The organism is Streptomyces sp. NPDC015171, from assembly GCF_043079545.1.
In the GTDB taxonomy this organism is placed as follows: Bacteria; Actinomycetota; Actinomycetes; order Streptomycetales; family Streptomycetaceae; genus Streptomyces.
Genome location: NZ_JBIBUO010000003.1, coordinates 836,732 through 851,912 on the forward strand (window position 1 = coordinate 836,732; position 15,181 = coordinate 851,912).

Below are 15,181 nucleotides of genomic sequence, written 5' to 3' on the forward strand. Positions count from 1 at the left end.
TGGACAGGCGGGGGCCGACTCAGGACAGGACCGCCATGGACCTACAGCTCAAGGGCCGCGTCGCCGTCGTCACCGGGGCGAGCAAGGGCATCGGCCTCGCCGTCGCCGATGCCTTCGCCCGTGAAGGCGTACACGTCGTCGCCGGCAGCAGGAGCGTCACCCCCGAGCTGGAGGCGCTTCGCGACAAGTACGGCGTCACCGCGGTCTCGGTCGACCTGTCCACCGTGGACGGCCCGGGCGCGCTCGTCGGGCGCGCTGTGGACCAGTACGGCAGGGTCGACATCCTGGTCAACAATCTCGGCGCCGCGACACCCCGTCCCTCCTTCTTGGACATCGACGACGCGGAGTGGCGACGGATCTTCGACCTGACGCTGTTCAGCGCGATCCGGGCCAGCCGTGCGGCGCTTCCCCGCCTGCTGGACGCGGACGGGGGAGCCATCATCAACATCAGCTCCATCAACGCGCGCCTGCCCTTCCCCTCCGTCGTGGACTACTCCGCGGCCAAGGCCGGGCTGGCCAGCCTGACCAAGTCGCTCTCCGAGGAGTTCGCACCGCGAGGTGTCCGGGTCAACGCGATCGCCCCGGGACCGGTCCGCACCCCCTTCTGGACCGCACCGGGTGGCTTCGCCGAGGCCGCGGCGGCCCAGGCGGGCACCACCGCGCAGGAAGCCATGGATGTCGTCGTGCCGCGGAGCATGGGCATCTCCACCGGACGGGTCACCGAAGCCCGCGAAGTCGCCGACCTGGCCCTTTTCCTCGCCTCTCCGCTCGCCGGGAACATCACGGGGGCCGAGTTCACCATCGACGGCGGCCAGGTCAAGACGGTGTGAGCGCAGGCGCCCGCCCGCCGGGCCGCCGCGAAGCCGGTGGCCCGGCCCGATCGCACTTCTCCAGGACGAGGTGCGGGACCCGCCGTCCGCGCAGATCGGTGCGGGATCCACGGGAGGAGGAGTCGTCAGCGAGAGGAAGCCCGGAAGATCACCTGCTTGCCCTCAACCGCACTTGAGGTCGTACGTTCCCGGCATGACCTGCACAGCACGCAGGGCCCGCACCGAAGTGCCAGGAAAGGACCTCCCATGACGACCCCGCAGATCTCCGACGCCGAACTCGCCGGACAGCCCGCCGCGTACTGGACCGGTGTCGCCTACGAGGCACTCATCGCGTACACCCGGGCCCAGCAGGCCGAAAAGGGCTACACCCAGCCCCAGTTCTGGCTGCTGCGCAACCTGTCGGCGAACGACATCTCCCCCGACGGCGCGGGGATGACCCTGCCCGAGCTCCGGGAGGCCATGGCCTCCTACATCCGGCCCGAGGACGATCTGGCGGCGGAGGCCGAGGTGCTCCTGGAACGCGGCTGGCTGACCCGGGACGCCGAGCACCGGCTGTGGCTCACCGAGGAGGGTGAGCAAGCCCGCGTCGACCTCGCGCGAAACGCTCCCGCGATCCGCGCCGCCCTCCACGAGGGCATCGACGACGCGGACTACGTCACCACGGTGAAGGTGCTCCAGCGACTGATCCGCAACGCGGGCGGACCGGTCGCCTGACGGCGCTGACGCCGTAGCCGCCGCCGGCGCGGATCCCGGGAGACGACCTGACCGTCCCGGACCCGCATGAGAAGGCGCGGGCACGTTCCCCGTGGAGTCGTCCGGCAACGTGAACTCCTGGGCGAACCCGGCGGATCGATCCAGGTCGTCGCACCCCCTCACGGGGTGTCACGGGAACCGAGCCAGGAAAAGACGAAAGTCAGCGGCATGCTCGGCGTCGGCCGGGGTAGACGCGTCCATGCCGGACGACGGACCGGCGACGACGATGGTGATCGACTGGGAGGGGCGCATGATGGCGACGGCCGTGCAGACCACTGGGCAGATGGTGGACGTTCCGGAGATCGCCGATCCTTCGAAGGTGGCGCCGAAGGACGCACGGGAGCTGTCGAAGCTGTTCTTCGGGCGGCTGTCCGTGCTGGAGGAGGGCACGCCCGAGTACCAGGACGCGCGCAACACGCTGATCGAGATGAACATGTCCTTGGTCCGCTACGCGGCCGGCCGGTTCCGCAGCCGGGGACCGGAGGAGATGGAGGACATCGTCCAGGTCGGCATGATCGGACTCATCAAGGCGATCGACCGGTTCGAGCTGTCCCGCGAGGTCGAGTTCACCTCCTTCGCCGTGCCGTACATCGTCGGTGAGATCAAGCGGTTCTTCCGCGACACCTCCTGGGCCGTGCACGTCCCGCGCCGGCTCCAGGAAGCGCGCGTCCAACTCGCCCACGCGAACGAGGAACTGCGCACCCGCCTGGGGCGGACGCCGACCACCAAGGAACTGGCCGAGCTGATGAGCCTCGACGAGAACGAGGTCGTCGAGGCCCAGCTGGCCTCCAACGGCTACAAGTCCTCTTCCCTGGACGCGGCGATCAACGGCAGCGAGGACGGTGAGTCCGCGCTGGCCGACTTCATCGGCGACGAGGACGCGGCCCTCGGCCTGGTCGAGGACTTCCAGGCCCTCGCCCCGATGATCGTCGAACTCGACGAGCGCGACCGCAAGATCATCCACTGGCGGTTCGTCGAGGAACTCACCCAGGCCCAGATCGGCGAACGCCTGGGCGTCTCCCAGATGCACGTCTCCCGGCTGATCTCCCGTCTCCTGGGCCGCCTGCGCGAAGGCATGCTCAGCACCTCCTGAGAGTCGGAGCGGGGATCGGGCGGGGGAGAGCCCTCGGCCGCCGTCACTCCGCAAACGACGCCGGGGCCCTCGCTACGGAAGCGAGGGCCCCGGCGTCGCGCCTGTGTCTACTGCTTGGGAGGCTTGACGGCGATGTCGAGGTAGAAGGCGTCGATGCTCCGGACCGCCGCCTCGAACTCTTCGAGGTTGACGGGCTTGGTGACGTAGGCATTGGCGTGATGGTGGTACGCGCCGGTGACGTCGTCGGGGGCGGCGGACGTCGTCAGCACGACAATCGGGATGGTCCGCAGTTCGGCGTCCTCCTTGACCACGGCGAGGAACTCGCGCCCGTTCATGCGCGGCATGTTGAGGTCGAGCACGATGAGGTCGGGGCGCTCGTTCCCCTGGTCGCGCAGGTAGTCAAGGGCTTCCATACCGTCGGAGACCCGGGTGAGATTCCGGGTACCGCGATCGGAGAGAGCGTCCTGAATGAGCATCGCGTCCGCGAGGTCGTCCTCGACCAGCAGCACGTCGTAGGGGCGGATTGCGGCGGCAGCCATGATTCACGTGCTCCGGGGTGTAGGGCGATGAGAGGGATGGTGTGCGCGGTTGGTGACCAGCCCCGGCCAGCGGCGCCGCGCTCCCTGGCGGCTCATGCTGACGGCCTGGCCGATCTCGGGGTAGCCGGCTCCGCTCGCGGCGGCGGTGAGGGCGGCCTGGTCCTCCAGATGCCGGACGGCCTGCTTGACGTTCGCGAGGACGAACAGGCGCAGCAGAGCATGCCTGCGGGATTCGCCGGCCGTGTCGACGGATTCCGCCGGTGAGCGGGCGCTCTCCTGGCTGAGCCGCCGGGCGAGTTCCTCGACCAAACGAGTCACCAGCACGGCCGTGTCCTCACTCGTTGGGCGGGGAGCGGAGGGTGAGCCAGGCATGGGCACCACCCTACGGCGTTGATCCAGCACGGGACAACATACGTTGTCAGGCCGCGGGTACAGTGTGCTTGCCGCGTGCCCGGCGCGGACCGGATGACCGGCCGAGGGAGAGAAGTCCACCGCCATGAATAGCAAGCCGTCAGGAACCGCGGGCGCTTTCGCGGGCTGGACGACCCGCCGTTGGCTGAGGGCAGGGGTGTCCGCCACCTTGATGGTCCTGGCGGTGCTGGGAGCGCTGGGCGGCTGGGCGATGTGGCGCACCACACAGGTCACGACCTCGTTGGTGGAGCGGCGCTCGCCCGCCCTGATCGAGTCGATCCGGCTGGAGGAGGCGCTGGTCAACCAGGAGACCGGCGTCCGCGGCTACGGTCTGTCCGGCCGGCAGGACTTTCTGCAGCCGTACACGGAGGGCCTGGCCGACGAGAAGGCGGCGCTCCGCCGTCTGCGGCCCCTGCTCCGCGACGACGACCAGGCCCGTGCCGACCTGGACGCGGTGGAGAAGTCCGCCGGTATCTGGCAGCAGCGCATGGCCCGGCCCGTCGTGGCGGCCTCCCGCGAGGACGCCGCGAAGATCACTTCCGAACGGGCCGGCGAGGGCAAGGCGGCCTTCGACTCGCTGCGTCGCGCGATGACACGCCAGCAGACCCACCTGGAGAACGAGCGGACGGCGGCCACCCATGAGCTGCGGCGGGCGGTGACCCTGCGGAACTGGATGTTCGCCACCATCGCGGCCGTCATCGTCCTGGTGGCGGTGCTCGTCTTCGAGGGCCTGCGACGCGGCGTCACCGGTCCGCTCGCCCAGCTCGGCCTGGCCGCCCGTGACGTCGCGCAGGGCCAGTTCGACCGTTCCCTCAGCGGTACGGGCCCCGCCGACCTGCGCCGGCTCGCCTCCGACGTGGACTCCATGCGCCTGCGGCTGGTGGAGGAGCTGCGGTTCACCGAGGCGGCCCGCAGGCTGGTGGACGAGCAGGCGGAGGACCTGAAGCGGTCGAACGCCGAACTGGAACAGTTCGCCTACGTCGCCTCGCACGACCTGCAGGAGCCGCTGCGCAAGGTGTCCAGCTTCACCCAGCTGCTGCAACGGCGCTACGGGGGGCAGCTGGACGCGAAGGCCGACCAGTACATCGACTTCGCCGTGGACGGCGCCAACCGCATGCAGGTCCTGATCAACGACCTGCTGGCCTTCTCCAGGGTCGGCCGGGTGCACAACGACCACCAGACCGTCGATCTGGAGGCGGTGCTGGACAGGACGCTGGGCGACCTCAGCGTGAGCGTCGAGGAGACCGGCGCCGAGATCACCCACGACGCGCTGCCCACCGTCGTCGGGGACCCGACCCAGCTGGGCATGCTCTGGCAGAACCTGCTGTCCAACGCGATCAAGTTCCGCAGTCCCGACCGGCCGCCCCGCATCCACGTCGGCGCCGTGTGCGACGAGGGGGTGTGGGAGTTCGCGGTCACCGACAACGGCATCGGGATCGCGCGGGAGTTCCAGCAGAAGGTCTTCATACTCTTCCAGCGTCTACACACCAAGGACGCCTATCCAGGCACCGGCATCGGCCTGGCGATGTGCAAGAAGGTCGTGGAGTTCCACGGCGGCACGATCAGGATCGACCCCGAGTACAAGCTCGGCACCCGCGTCGTCTTCACCCTCCCCGCCCTCCCGGCCGCGACGGCGGCCCCGGACAGAGAGACACAGCCGTGACCGCCCCTGTCGCAGGCCACGACGCGCCGTACGCCGTGCTGCTGGTGGAGGACGACGACGGAGACGCTCTCCTGGTCGAGGAGCTCCTCCACGACACCGATCTGCCGCACACCCTGACGCGGTGTCGCACGGCCGCCGACGCGCGCCGGGTACTGGCGGCGGACCCTGTCGACTGTGTGCTGCTCGATCTGCACCTTCCCGACGCGTCCGGAGTGGACACCGTCCAGGCGATCCAGACGGACACGCAGGCCGCCATCATCGTGCTGACCGGACTGGACGAACCCCGCGCGGGCGTTGACGCCCTCGCCGCGGGCGCCCAGGACTACCTCATCAAGGGCAAGGTCGACCCGGAGCTGATGCAGCGGGCCGTCCGCTACGCCGTCCAGCGAAAGCAGGCCGAGCGCGCCAACGCCGCCCTGCAGATCGGGCGGCTGCGCGCGGAGGAGAACGCCCGTCTGGAACGCGGGCTGCTGCCCGAGCCCCTGCTGTCCTCCTCCGTCGTCACCGCTTCCAGCCGCTACTACCCCGGACGGGCACAGGCCCTGCTGGGCGGTGACTTCCTCGACGTGGTCCAGACCGACGACGGCCAGGTCCACGCGATCATCGGGGACGTCAGCGGTCACGGCCCCGACGCCGCCGCGCTCGGCGTCTGCCTCCGCATCGCCTGGCGGGCCCTCACCCTCGGCGGTCATCGCGACGAGCACCTGCTGCAGTTCCTGGAACAGATACACATCGCCGAACGCGCGGGCAACGATCTGTTCACCACCTGCACCCTCATCACCCTGGACCCGGCGGCCGCCACCCTCACGCTGCACCTCGCCGGCCACCACGAACCCCTCCTCGTCACGTCCGACGGCACCGAGGAGGTCAGAGCCGCCCACGGCATCGCGCTGGGCATCGCACCCGGCCTGGGCAACTGGCCCGCCACCAAGCTCGCTCTGCCCGCACGCGGCGCGCTCATCGCCTACACCGACGGCCTCATCGAGGGCTTCGCGGACGACGCCGGTGCCGACCGGCTCGGAGTGGAGGGCCTGCTGCGGCTCATCGACACGCTGCACACGTCCGATCCCGGCACCCACCTCGACCGGCTCATCGCCCGCACCCGCGCGCTCAACGCGGAGCGCCACACCGACGACCTCGCCGTCCTGCGCCTGGACTGGAACACGGACGCGCCCCGTCGTACCGCCCAGGCCCGGCGCTCCGTGCCCTGGTCATGAGCCGGCTGCCGCCCGGCCGCCGCTGAGATCGCGGGGGCGACCGCCTGGCGGCGCCTGCCTCCGGGACAGCGCCGGGACGTAGGCGCGGCCACCGGAATCGGTGCACGTACCGGGTGGTTTCGTGCGAAGACGTCAGCCGTACGGTCGCCGGGCGGGTAGTGAGTCGACATGGATGACCATGACGTGCAGGCGGAGCTGCGGGCGGCGCTCGACCGGCTGGCGTTCGCCAACCGGAGTGCGGCGGTCCTGTCGAGCACGCTGGACGCGGTCGAGGGACTCAGGCGCCTGTGCCATCTCCTGGTGCCCGGCGTGGCCGACTGGTGTGCCGCGGACCTGATGGACGAGGACGGTTCCGTCAAGCGGGTCTGCGTCGTGCACCGCGACGCGGACGCCGACCTGACCGGTCTGACGGGGCCGCTGCCGCCGATGCCGGAGACGACGTCGGAGCCGTTGTCACGGGTGCTGCGCGGCGCCGGCCCCCTGCTGCTGCCGGTCAGCGCGCCGCCGAACGCGCAAGAGGCGCCCGATCCACTGCACGGCGTTCTGCGGGAGCCCTTCGCCCGTCTGGGCGGTGTCTCCATGATCGTGGCACCGCTGCGGGCCCGCCGCAGGGTGGTGGGCGCGCTGACCCTCGTACGCGGTGCGGGCCACCCGCCGTGGGGCGACACGGATCTGGCACTGACGGAGGACCTGAGCCACCGTATCGGGCTGGCCGTGGACAACGCCCGGCTGTACGCGGAGACCCAGGACGTCGCCGAGCGCCTGCAACGCTCCCTGCTGCCGGACCTGCCCGTCGTGCCGGGTCTGGGGATCACCGCCCGGTACGCGCCCGCTGTCGTCACCGCGCAGATCGGCGGGGACTGGTACGACAGCTTCGTCCTGCCGCAGAGCGGCGACACCACCCTGATCATCGGGGACGTCACCGGCCACGATCTGCGCGCGGCGGTGATCATGAGCCAGGTGCGGAACATGCTGCGCGGCATCGCCTGCGACCGGGAGGAACCCCCGGGAGTGATCCTGCGCCGGCTGGACCTCGCCGTCGAAGCCCTCTACCGGCACCGGACCGCCACCTGCGTGTACGCGCTGCTCAAGGATCAGGAAGGCGGCCCCTGCCACCTCGAGTGGGCGAGTGCCGGGCATCCGCCGCCGCTGCTGGTCACCTCGACCGGTGACACCACCTATTTGCACGAAGGGCACGGCCTGCTGCTGGGCGTCGACCCGCACGCCGAGCGCCCCAGTGCGAGCCGGCTCCTGCCGCCGGGCAGCACCCTCCTGCTGTACACCGACGGGCTGATCGAGCGTCGTGGCGAGACCATGGATCACGGTATGACGCGGCTCCGGCAGCACGCGGCGGCATTGATCGACCGCGAGCTCGACGAATTCTGCGACGAACTGCTCGACGGACTGGTGGCGGGCACCCACGACGACGTCGCCCTGCTGGCTCTGCGCCTGCCGCCGGCCGCGCGCTGAGACCGCGGCGGTGCTTCCAGTCCGGTCAGGCGGCCGCGGCGCGCTCCGGCGGACTCACTTCGCTCGCGTGGGCTTCGCCAGCTCCGCGTTGAACTGAGCGCCGATCAGAAGGGCGAGGTTGGACAGCCACAGCCAGATCAGGAAGACCACGACGCCTGCCAGCGATCCGTACAGACGGTGGTAGGTGCCGACGTGGGAGGTGTAGACGGCGAAGCCGACGGACGCGACCAGCAGCAGCGCGACCGCTAGTGCGCCGCCGGGTGCCATCTTGCCGACCCGGCGGGAGGACTCGGGGCCCGAACGGTAGAGGACGAGCACCAGGGCGACGGCGACGGCGGCCAGCACCGGCCACCGGAGCGTGGCCCAGGCGGTCTGCGGCCCGGTACCCAGGTCCAGGAACCGGCCCACACGCCGGGCCAGGCTGCCGCTGAGGGACAGCGCGAGGGTCGACGTGAGAAGCAGGGAGATCAGGACGAGGGCCGTGGCGATGATGCGCGGAGCGGTGCGCCAGACCGGCCGGTCCGCACTGACGTGGTGCATGGCGTGCAACGCCCGGCGGAAGACGCTCAGATAGCTGCATCCCGACCACAGGGCCCCCGACCCGCCGAGAAAGATCAGCGTCCACGCCGCCGACGACTGTTCGGCCATCTGCCGCAGAGAGCTGCGCAGCAGACCGCGGGACGCGGACGGGACGGCCTGGGCCATGCGATCGATGACCTCCGGCTTGGCCGTGGGGATGGTCAGGCCCACGATCGAGAGGATCACCAGCAGCAGCGGGAACAGGGCCAGGACCGCGTAGTACGTCAGGGCGGCGGCCCAGTCGGTGACGTCGTCGTTCCAGACGGACACCGGCGTCCGGCGCAGTGCCGCCCACCAGCGAGCGGCGCGACCGCCTGCGTCCTCCATGGCGTCGATCCCCTCAGTGCGCGGTCCGGCCCGGTGATGCCGTCGGAAAAGGCGTACCCGGAATCTCGCCGGACAGGCCCTTTTCGAAAGGTCGAACAGGAGTGAATGAGTTTCACTTGACAGGTCGGGTCCCGTGTGGCGAGAGGCGGCTTGTGCCCCGGCTTTCCCTTCGTAAACAAAGGGCCGTGGGTGAATGCTCGCCGAATTGCCGGGAAACCGATTGTGCAGGAGGTTGATAAATATGGTTCCCCTGCTGCTTGTTCTGCTTCTCGCGCTGGTCCTCTTCGGGGCCGGCTTCGCCCTCAAGATTCTCTGGTGGGTCGCCGTCGTCGTCCTGGTGCTGTGGCTTCTGGGCTTCGTCATGCGCTCCACCGGCACAGGCGGCCGCCGCGGCCGCTGGTACCGATGGTGAGCGAACCCGCACCCGTTCCTTCACAGGGTCCCGCCGAGGGCTCCAGAGCTTGTCGCTCTGGAGCCCTCGGCCGTTCGACGTGGCGGACGTGAGGGCGCTCAGTGCGCCGTCACCCAGGCGGGCCTCCAGGTTCCGGCGGCGTCATGGCCGGTGGCTGTGGCGGCGAGGTGGGCGCGGAGGGCGGCCAGCGCGGGGTGGGGGTTGTCCCGGTGCCAGAGGAGCGAATGCGGGTAGACCGGCGTCGGATCGGTCACCGGGATACGCCGCAGGCCGTGGCCGGCGGGCCAGACGAGGCGCGTGTGGCCGCCCATGAAAGTAGCCAGCGCGGGGGTGTCGGCGACGGTGTCCAGGAGCGCGTCGGAGCCGAAGTTGGGTCCGGTCGCCTCGATGGCGAGACCGAACTCGGCGACGAGGTCCTCGTAGTACGCGGCCCACTCGGTACCCGGGACGATGCCCGGCATCCAGATCCGGTGGCCGGTGAGCTGTGCGACGGTCACCGATCTCGCGCCGGCCAGGGCGTGAGCGGGGCCGGTGAGGAGCTGGAGCGGCTCGTCGACCACCCGGACGGACTCGATGTCCTCGGGAAGGGGCCGCCCCGGCACGGCGACCGCGCGGAAGGTCGCGTCGACCGCACCCGACCGGATGGCGGCGACGGCTGTATCGATCTCGAACAGCGTCACCACGTCGAGCGCGATCTCGGGATGCGCGCGGTGGAAACCGCGCATCAGGCCCGAGGCCGCACCCCGTGAGGCGATCACGTCCACGCGGAGCGGACGGCGGCCGGGACGCACGGACGTGACCGCGCGCTCGGCGACGCGCAGCAGCTCGCGCGCATGGGGCAGGAACGCCTGCCCGTCGATGGTCAGCTCGGCGCCGCGCGGGGTGCGGGCGAACAGCCGCACGCCCAGGGTGCGCTCCAACGCGGCGACGCGCTTGGAGACGGCCTGCTGGGTGACCCCGAGTTCGGCGGCCGCCTCCTGGAACCGCCCCGCGTCGGCGGCGGCGACGAAGGTCCGGACGGTGTCGAGGTCCATGCCGGACAGCCTACGGCCACAACCGATGGTTGTGGCCGCCGCCTCCGCGGTTGTTTGATCCCTGGCGGTGATGCTCGCTTTGATGCTTCCGATCGCGGATCGGTTGTGCGGGCGAGTGGCGAGGGGCATCTGACATGGGGAGCGGGCACCGGCCGGGACAGCTGCTCGGAGGCGGGCTGGGTCGGCGGTTCGGATGGCTCTGGGGGGCGTACGCGACCAGTGCGCTCGGCACCTGGCTGGCGTTCGGCGCCTTCCCGCTGATCGCCGTCCAGGTGCTCCACGCCGGACCGGCCCAGGTCGCCGCGCTCGCCTCCGTGGGGGCGGCGGTGGGCGCGGTCGTGGCGGTGCCGCTCGGTCCGTGGGTGGAGTTCCGCCGTAAAGGGCCCGTGCTGATCGCGATGGACCTGGCGCGGTGCGCGGCGCTGCTGACGGTCCCCGCCGCCTTCGCGCTCGGCGTGCTCACCTTCCTTCAGCTCCTGCTGGTCTCGGTTGTCGTGGCGGCGGCCGACATCACCTTCCGTGCCGCCTCCGGCGCGTACCTGAAGGCGCTGCTGCCGGCCGAGGACCTGCTCGTCGCCAACGCCCGGTTCGAGTCCACGGCCTGGACGACCACGATCGTCGGACCGCCGCTCGGCGGCGCGGCGATCGGGCTCCTCGGTCCGGTGGCGACGGTGGTGGCCGACGCGGTCAGCTACCTGCTCTCGGCCCTGGGCATCCGGGCGTCGGGCGGACACGAGCCCCGGCCCGAGCGCCCGGCGGCCGCGCGCCTGAGGGCCGGGGACCTGCTCGACGGCTGGCGGTACATCCTCGCCGACGCGACACTGCGTCCGCTGTTCTTCAACACCGCCTTGTTCAACGGCCTGGTGACGGCTGCCCAGCCGCTGCTCGCCGTCCTGATGCTGGGCCGGCTCGGGTTCACACCGTGGCAGTACGGCCTCGCCTTCGCGGCGCCCTCGATCGGCGGGCTGCTCGGTTCACGGCTGGCCAGGCCGCTCGTCACCCGGTTCGGGCAGCACCAGGTCCTCGTCGTGACCGGGGCGCTGCGCGCGCTCTGGCCCGTCGGCCTGGCCTTCCTCGAGCCGGGCACCGGAGGGCTGCTGCTGGTGATCGGCGTCGAACTCGGACTCATCTTCTGCTGCGGGGTCTTCAACCCCGTCTGCACGACCTACCGACTCGAACGCACCTCGGCCGATCGGGTCACCCGCACACTGTCCGCCTGGGCGGTGACGACCAAGGCCACGACCGCGCTTCTGACGGCGCTCTGGGGTGTGCTGGGCAGCCTGCTCGGCCCGCGTACGGCCATCGGCCTGGCCGGTGCTCTCCTGCTGGCGACCCCGCTGCTGCTGCCCCGCCGCCCGGCAGCGCTCGTCTCCGATCAGGCGGTGGCGTAGCCGGACAGGGCGGGCTCCAGGAGGCCGAAAGCCTGGGCGGCTTCGGCGGCGATGACGCGAGTGATCTCGTCGTCGGGGCGGCCGGCGAGGGTGAGGGCCTGGATGCGGTGGAACAGCACGCGGTGGACGGTGCTCAGCAGGCCGGCGGCGGTCTGGACCGTGATGTCGTCGGGTGCGGCGCCGGTGGCCGCGGCGAGCGCCTGAGCGAGGTGGTGTTCGCGCTGCTCGTGCAGGCCCTGCAGGCAGGTGGTCAGCGTGGGGCTGTCGGCGACCATGCGGGCGAACTCCTGGCCGGAGAAACCGGCGACCGGGTCCTGGGCGGCCGTGGCGTCGGTGAACGCGCGGCGCAGTGCGGCCAGGGCTGATTCGCCGGGGTGCCGGGCGGCGACGGCGTGGGCCAGTGAGGCGGCGAACTCCTCCTGGTGGTCCAGGGCCAGGTCTTCCTTGCGGGCGAAGTAGTTGGTGACGGTCTTCTTGGCGACGCGGGCGGCGGCGGCGATCTCGGCGATGGTGGTCTGTTCGAAACCCTGGGCGATGAACAGCCGGGTGGCGTGGTCGGAGATGAGCTGCCGCGTCTCCTGCTTCTTCGCCTCACGCAGCCCGGGGGCCGGGGCGGGCGTCTGGGTGGCCATGACGCAATCTTACCCTCGTAGCAACTTTATGTTGACCCCCTCGGGAGTCCCACAGTAAAGTTGCCATGGTGGTAAGTTTGCGACGAAGGAACGCTTGGATCCCGCCGTCGCGGCCGCCGACCCTCGTCCCCACGCCCCCAGGGAGTCCTCGTGCAGTTCATCGCCTCCACCGTCTCGCTGACCGTCGACGACGTCGCCGCCTCCCAGGCGTTCTTCACCACCCACCTGGGCTACGGCGTCCGGCAGGCCGCCGAAGGCTTCGCCTCCCTGTCCCGGCCCGACGCGATCGATGTCGTCCTGCTCGCCCGCGGCATCGAGGTGCTGCCGCCCGGCCAGCGCGACCGGCACGCCGACGGCCTGATCCTGGCCTTCACCCTCGGCAGCGGCCTGGAGGAGCAGGAGAAGCGGCTGCGCGAGGCGGGGGTCGAGATCACCATGCCGCTGCGTCAGGAGCCGTGGGGCGAGCGTCTGTTCCAGATCGCCGACCCCAATGGCGTGATCGTCCAGTTCGTCGAATGGGTCACTCCCGAGCAGGGCTGAACCGCATGCATGGCAGCCCCCTGGGCGGTGGATGGGCGGAACCGGGCGAGGGGCCCATAGGGGCCGGCGGCTTCTCCGGGGGGTGCCGCGGCTCTCCGCCGAGTCCGCTTCTGTCGGTGCCACGCGGAGCGGGCGCGGCGCCGCAGGGGTGGCCGGCGGGTCCAGGGCGGGCGGGCGACTCCGGTCCGTCGGGGCGCTATGTGCACTATGCGTAGATATTCTGTGGAGTGTGATCGAGTCTGGACGGCTGCAGCTCCGTCGTCGCCACGGGCGGGGGACGGTTGTACTGCTGTCGCCGGTGATCGTGACCGCCGTCATCGCCAGCCTGGCGTACGCCACTCCTCCGGAGATGGCCTTCAGCCGCCTCCTGCCCGCGGCCCCGGCCCTCGCCGCCGCCATGTGGCCGGTGCTCCCCACCGTGCTGCTGGGGACGGTCTGCCTCTGTCTGATGATCGGCCTCAGCATCGTGTTCCCCGGTCTGGGGACGTGGTGGACGGCTTCGGGGATCATCGCGGTCACCGTGGCGGCAGCGTACGGAAGCCATGTCCGGCTCCAGCGGGAGAGGACCCTCTTTCAGGTGCGGCTCGTCGCCGACGCGGCGCAGCAGGTCGTGCTCAGTCCGATGCCTCGCCGCTTCGGGGGTGTCGAGATCGAGTCGCTGTATATCGCGGCCGCGGCGGAGGCCCGTATCGGCGGGGACTTCTACGAGGTGGTCGACACGCGGTTCGGGGTCAGGCTGCTCATCGGCGACGTCCGGGGCAAGGGGCTGCCTGCGGTCGGGGCGGCAGCGGCGATCGTCAACTCCTTCCGCGAGGCGGCCTACGGCGAGGCCGACATGGTGAGCATCGCGCGCCGGCTGGATGCCAGCACCACCCGTTACAACGCCGCCTTCCCCGCCGACGGACTGACGGAGCGTTTCGCGACCGCCCTTCTCGTCGAGATCCCGCACGAAGGGGGGCGCATCCAGATCCTCAACTGCGGACACCCGCCGCCGCTCCTCAGGAACCGGGGGGAACTCCGTGTCCTGGAGCCCACCGCTCCCTCGCCGCTGCTCAACCTCGCGGACCTGATGGGCGATCAGTACAGCATCGACACCTTCGGCTTCGCCGTCGGGGACATGCTCTTCCTCTATACCGACGGGGTCGCCGAGGCCCGCGCCCGCGACGGCGAGTTCTTCCCGCTGGCGGCCTGGATGCGCGGACAGCCTCCGGTGCCGCCCCGCGAGTTGCTCACGGCTCTCCACCGCGACCTGCTGCACTACAGCAGAGGACGCCTCGACGACGACATCGCCGCCCTCGCCGTGCGCCTGAGTGAGCCCGTGGAGAAGCCGCGGCTCGGGTAGGCGCGACGCGGGTGTTCAGGGCACGTTCGCGGGAAAGGCGGCACGTCCTCCGGCAGGGGACCGGTTCAGGCGCGCTGGATCCAGTCCGGGTCCAGGGTGTCGGTCAGGCCGGCGGCGGTGAAGGCCGCCTCCAGTTCGGCGCGGCCCTCGGTGAAGTGGGCCCAGCTGTCGTGGTGGACGGGAACGACGCGGCGGGCGCCGAGTATCCGGGCGGCTTCGGCGGTCTGGGTGCTGTCCAAGACGAGCAGCCCGCCGTCGTAGAGCATGGGGAAGCGGGGGGCTCCGGCGAAGAGGACGGCGGTGTCCAGCGGGGCGAAGCGCTCGGCGATCTCCTTGACCGCGTCGAGAGAGGCGTTGTCGCCGCTGACGTAGACGGTGGGCAGGCCGTCGCCGGTCAGGACGAAGCCGACGACCTGACCGGAGACCGGCTCGACCTCTTCGCGCGGGCCGGGACCGTGGATGGCCGGGACCCCCGTGACGGTGACCGTGCCGCCGTCGGGGCGGCTCAGCTCGACGGACTCCCAGTCGGCGAGGCCCTTGGCCGGCTTCCCGAGTCGCCGGGCGCCGCCGGGGGTGGTCAGGGTGAGCGGGACGTCGGACAGCAGGGCGCGGCCGGAGTGGTCGAGGTTGTCGGCGTGCTCGTCGTGCGAGAGGAGGACCACGTCGAGGGGGCCGAGGTCGGCGGGGGCGGCGGCGGAGGGGGCGGTCTTGGTCAGCGTCGGGCGGCCGGCTGAGGCGTAGTCGCCGGGGCCGTCGAAGGTGGGGTCGGTCAGAAAGCGCAAGCCGCCGTACTCGAAGAGGGCGGTCGGGCCGCCGAGGACGTGGACGGGGAACTGCTCGGTGGGTGTGTGGGCAGAAGACACGAAAGACACCTCACGGATGAGTGGTTGGCTATCCGTGAAGTGACGCTACGCGCTTCTCACGGATGCGGGCAACCCGTACCATGAG

General features: G+C 71.0%; 16 protein-coding genes. 10 read left to right on the forward strand and 6 right to left on the reverse strand.

Going from position 1 to position 15,181, the window contains the following annotated elements; genetic code table 11:
• Nucleotides 1-35 precede the first annotated feature (35 nt).
• From ACF073_RS11945 to ACF073_RS11955, 3 genes are all read left to right on the forward strand, one after another.
• A complete protein-coding gene (locus ACF073_RS11945; RefSeq protein ID WP_392068817.1) occupies nucleotides 36-830 on the forward strand; it encodes an SDR family NAD(P)-dependent oxidoreductase in 795 nt (264 codons plus the stop codon).
• A 246-nt stretch (nucleotides 831-1,076) separates the two neighbouring features.
• Complete coding sequence (locus tag ACF073_RS11950; RefSeq protein ID WP_392068819.1) at nucleotides 1,077-1,544, forward strand: MarR family transcriptional regulator; 468 nt, start codon at nucleotides 1,077-1,079, stop codon at nucleotides 1,542-1,544.
• Nucleotides 1,545-1,833: 289 nt separating this feature from the next.
• Nucleotides 1,834-2,676, forward strand: coding sequence for an RNA polymerase sigma factor SigF (locus ACF073_RS11955; protein WP_392068945.1), 843 nt, complete (start codon nucleotides 1,834-1,836; stop codon nucleotides 2,674-2,676).
• Nucleotides 2,677-2,783: 107 nt separating this feature from the next.
• Here ACF073_RS11955 and ACF073_RS11960 read toward each other — a convergent pair whose 3' ends face one another.
• Nucleotides 2,784-3,215, reverse strand: a complete 432-nt coding sequence (locus tag ACF073_RS11960; protein WP_392068820.1) for a response regulator — start codon at nucleotides 3,213-3,215, stop codon at nucleotides 2,784-2,786.
• A gap of 3 nt (nucleotides 3,216-3,218) precedes the next feature.
• A complete protein-coding gene (locus ACF073_RS11965) occupies nucleotides 3,219-3,539 on the reverse strand; it encodes a hypothetical protein (protein WP_392068822.1) in 321 nt (106 codons plus the stop codon).
• Nucleotides 3,540-3,711: 172 nt separating this feature from the next.
• Between ACF073_RS11965 and ACF073_RS11970 the strand changes: the two genes are divergently transcribed.
• The 3 genes from ACF073_RS11970 to ACF073_RS11980 all read left to right on the forward strand — a co-directional run bounded on the left by ACF073_RS11970 (nucleotide 3,712) and on the right by ACF073_RS11980 (nucleotide 7,976).
• A complete protein-coding gene (locus ACF073_RS11970; protein ID WP_392068824.1) occupies nucleotides 3,712-5,289 on the forward strand; it encodes an ATP-binding protein in 1,578 nt (525 codons plus the stop codon).
• Entirely contained in the window at nucleotides 5,286-6,506 is a 1,221-nt protein-coding gene (locus tag ACF073_RS11975) for a PP2C family protein-serine/threonine phosphatase (RefSeq protein ID WP_392068826.1), read from the forward strand. Before ACF073_RS11970 ends, ACF073_RS11975 begins: the two co-directional genes overlap by 4 nt.
• A 168-nt stretch (nucleotides 6,507-6,674) precedes the next feature.
• The gene (locus ACF073_RS11980) at nucleotides 6,675-7,976 is read left to right on the forward strand and encodes a PP2C family protein-serine/threonine phosphatase (RefSeq protein WP_392068828.1); all 1,302 of its coding nucleotides are present in this window, start codon (nucleotides 6,675-6,677) and stop codon (nucleotides 7,974-7,976) included.
• A 54-nt stretch (nucleotides 7,977-8,030) separates the two neighbouring features.
• Here ACF073_RS11980 and ACF073_RS11985 read toward each other — a convergent pair whose 3' ends face one another.
• Nucleotides 8,031-8,882, reverse strand: coding sequence for a YihY/virulence factor BrkB family protein (locus tag ACF073_RS11985; RefSeq protein ID WP_392068830.1), 852 nt, complete (start codon nucleotides 8,880-8,882; stop codon nucleotides 8,031-8,033).
• A 241-nt stretch (nucleotides 8,883-9,123) separates the two neighbouring features.
• On the opposite strand from ACF073_RS11985, the gene ACF073_RS11990 reads away from it, so the two are divergent.
• On the forward strand, nucleotides 9,124-9,294 hold the full coding sequence (locus ACF073_RS11990; protein ID WP_392068832.1) for a hydrophobic protein: 171 nt from the start codon (nucleotides 9,124-9,126) through the stop codon (nucleotides 9,292-9,294).
• 98 nt (nucleotides 9,295-9,392) lie between these two features.
• Here ACF073_RS11990 and ACF073_RS11995 read toward each other — a convergent pair whose 3' ends face one another.
• Nucleotides 9,393-10,328 carry a LysR family transcriptional regulator gene (locus ACF073_RS11995; protein WP_392068833.1) on the reverse strand — a complete coding sequence of 312 codons (936 nt, stop codon included), beginning with the start codon at nucleotides 10,326-10,328 and terminating at the stop codon, nucleotides 9,393-9,395.
• Nucleotides 10,329-10,462: 134 nt separating this feature from the next.
• Here ACF073_RS11995 and ACF073_RS12000 point away from each other — a divergent pair, with 134 nt between their 5' ends.
• A complete protein-coding gene (locus ACF073_RS12000; protein ID WP_392068835.1) occupies nucleotides 10,463-11,719 on the forward strand; it encodes an MFS transporter in 1,257 nt (418 codons plus the stop codon).
• On the opposite strand, the gene ACF073_RS12005 is transcribed toward ACF073_RS12000, so the two are convergent.
• Entirely contained in the window at nucleotides 11,704-12,351 is a 648-nt protein-coding gene (locus ACF073_RS12005) for a TetR/AcrR family transcriptional regulator (RefSeq protein ID WP_392068837.1), read from the reverse strand. The two genes, ACF073_RS12000 and ACF073_RS12005, sit on opposite strands and share 16 nt — an antisense overlap.
• 150 nt (nucleotides 12,352-12,501) lie before the next feature.
• Between ACF073_RS12005 and ACF073_RS12010 the strand changes: the two genes are divergently transcribed.
• Together ACF073_RS12010 and ACF073_RS12015 are read left to right on the forward strand one after the other, a co-directional pair.
• Entirely contained in the window at nucleotides 12,502-12,891 is a 390-nt protein-coding gene (locus ACF073_RS12010) for a VOC family protein (protein WP_392068838.1), read from the forward strand.
• Between the two features lie 229 nt (nucleotides 12,892-13,120).
• Nucleotides 13,121-14,233, forward strand: a complete 1,113-nt coding sequence (locus ACF073_RS12015; protein ID WP_392068840.1) for a PP2C family protein-serine/threonine phosphatase — start codon at nucleotides 13,121-13,123, stop codon at nucleotides 14,231-14,233.
• Between the two features lie 65 nt (nucleotides 14,234-14,298).
• Here the strand turns inward: ACF073_RS12015 and ACF073_RS12020 are convergent, their stop codons facing one another.
• Complete coding sequence (locus tag ACF073_RS12020; RefSeq protein ID WP_392068841.1) at nucleotides 14,299-15,096, reverse strand: MBL fold metallo-hydrolase; 798 nt, start codon at nucleotides 15,094-15,096, stop codon at nucleotides 14,299-14,301.
• Nucleotides 15,097-15,181: the final 85 nt, after the last annotated feature.

Excerpts from the sequence above, each read along its gene's own strand:
- ACF073_RS11960 (WP_392068820.1), bottom strand. The coding sequence starts at position 3,215 with ATGGCTGCCGCCGCAATCCGCCCCTACGACGTGCTGCTGGTCGAGGAC.
- ACF073_RS12000 (WP_392068835.1), top strand. The coding sequence starts at position 10,463 with ATGGGGAGCGGGCACCGGCCGGGACAGCTGCTCGGAGGCGGGCTGGGT.
- ACF073_RS11985 (WP_392068830.1), bottom strand. The coding sequence starts at position 8,882 with ATGGAGGACGCAGGCGGTCGCGCCGCTCGCTGGTGGGCGGCACTGCGC.
- ACF073_RS11955 (WP_392068945.1), top strand. The coding sequence starts at position 1,834 with ATGATGGCGACGGCCGTGCAGACCACTGGGCAGATGGTGGACGTTCCG.
- ACF073_RS11995 (WP_392068833.1), bottom strand. The coding sequence starts at position 10,328 with ATGGACCTCGACACCGTCCGGACCTTCGTCGCCGCCGCCGACGCGGGG.
- ACF073_RS11990 (WP_392068832.1), top strand. The coding sequence starts at position 9,124 with ATGGTTCCCCTGCTGCTTGTTCTGCTTCTCGCGCTGGTCCTCTTCGGG.
- ACF073_RS12005 (WP_392068837.1), bottom strand. The coding sequence starts at position 12,351 with ATGGCCACCCAGACGCCCGCCCCGGCCCCCGGGCTGCGTGAGGCGAAG.
- ACF073_RS11950 (WP_392068819.1), top strand. The coding sequence starts at position 1,077 with ATGACGACCCCGCAGATCTCCGACGCCGAACTCGCCGGACAGCCCGCC.
- ACF073_RS11945 (WP_392068817.1), top strand. The coding sequence starts at position 36 with ATGGACCTACAGCTCAAGGGCCGCGTCGCCGTCGTCACCGGGGCGAGC.
- ACF073_RS11980 (WP_392068828.1), top strand. The coding sequence starts at position 6,675 with ATGGATGACCATGACGTGCAGGCGGAGCTGCGGGCGGCGCTCGACCGG.
- ACF073_RS11970 (WP_392068824.1), top strand. The coding sequence starts at position 3,712 with ATGAATAGCAAGCCGTCAGGAACCGCGGGCGCTTTCGCGGGCTGGACG.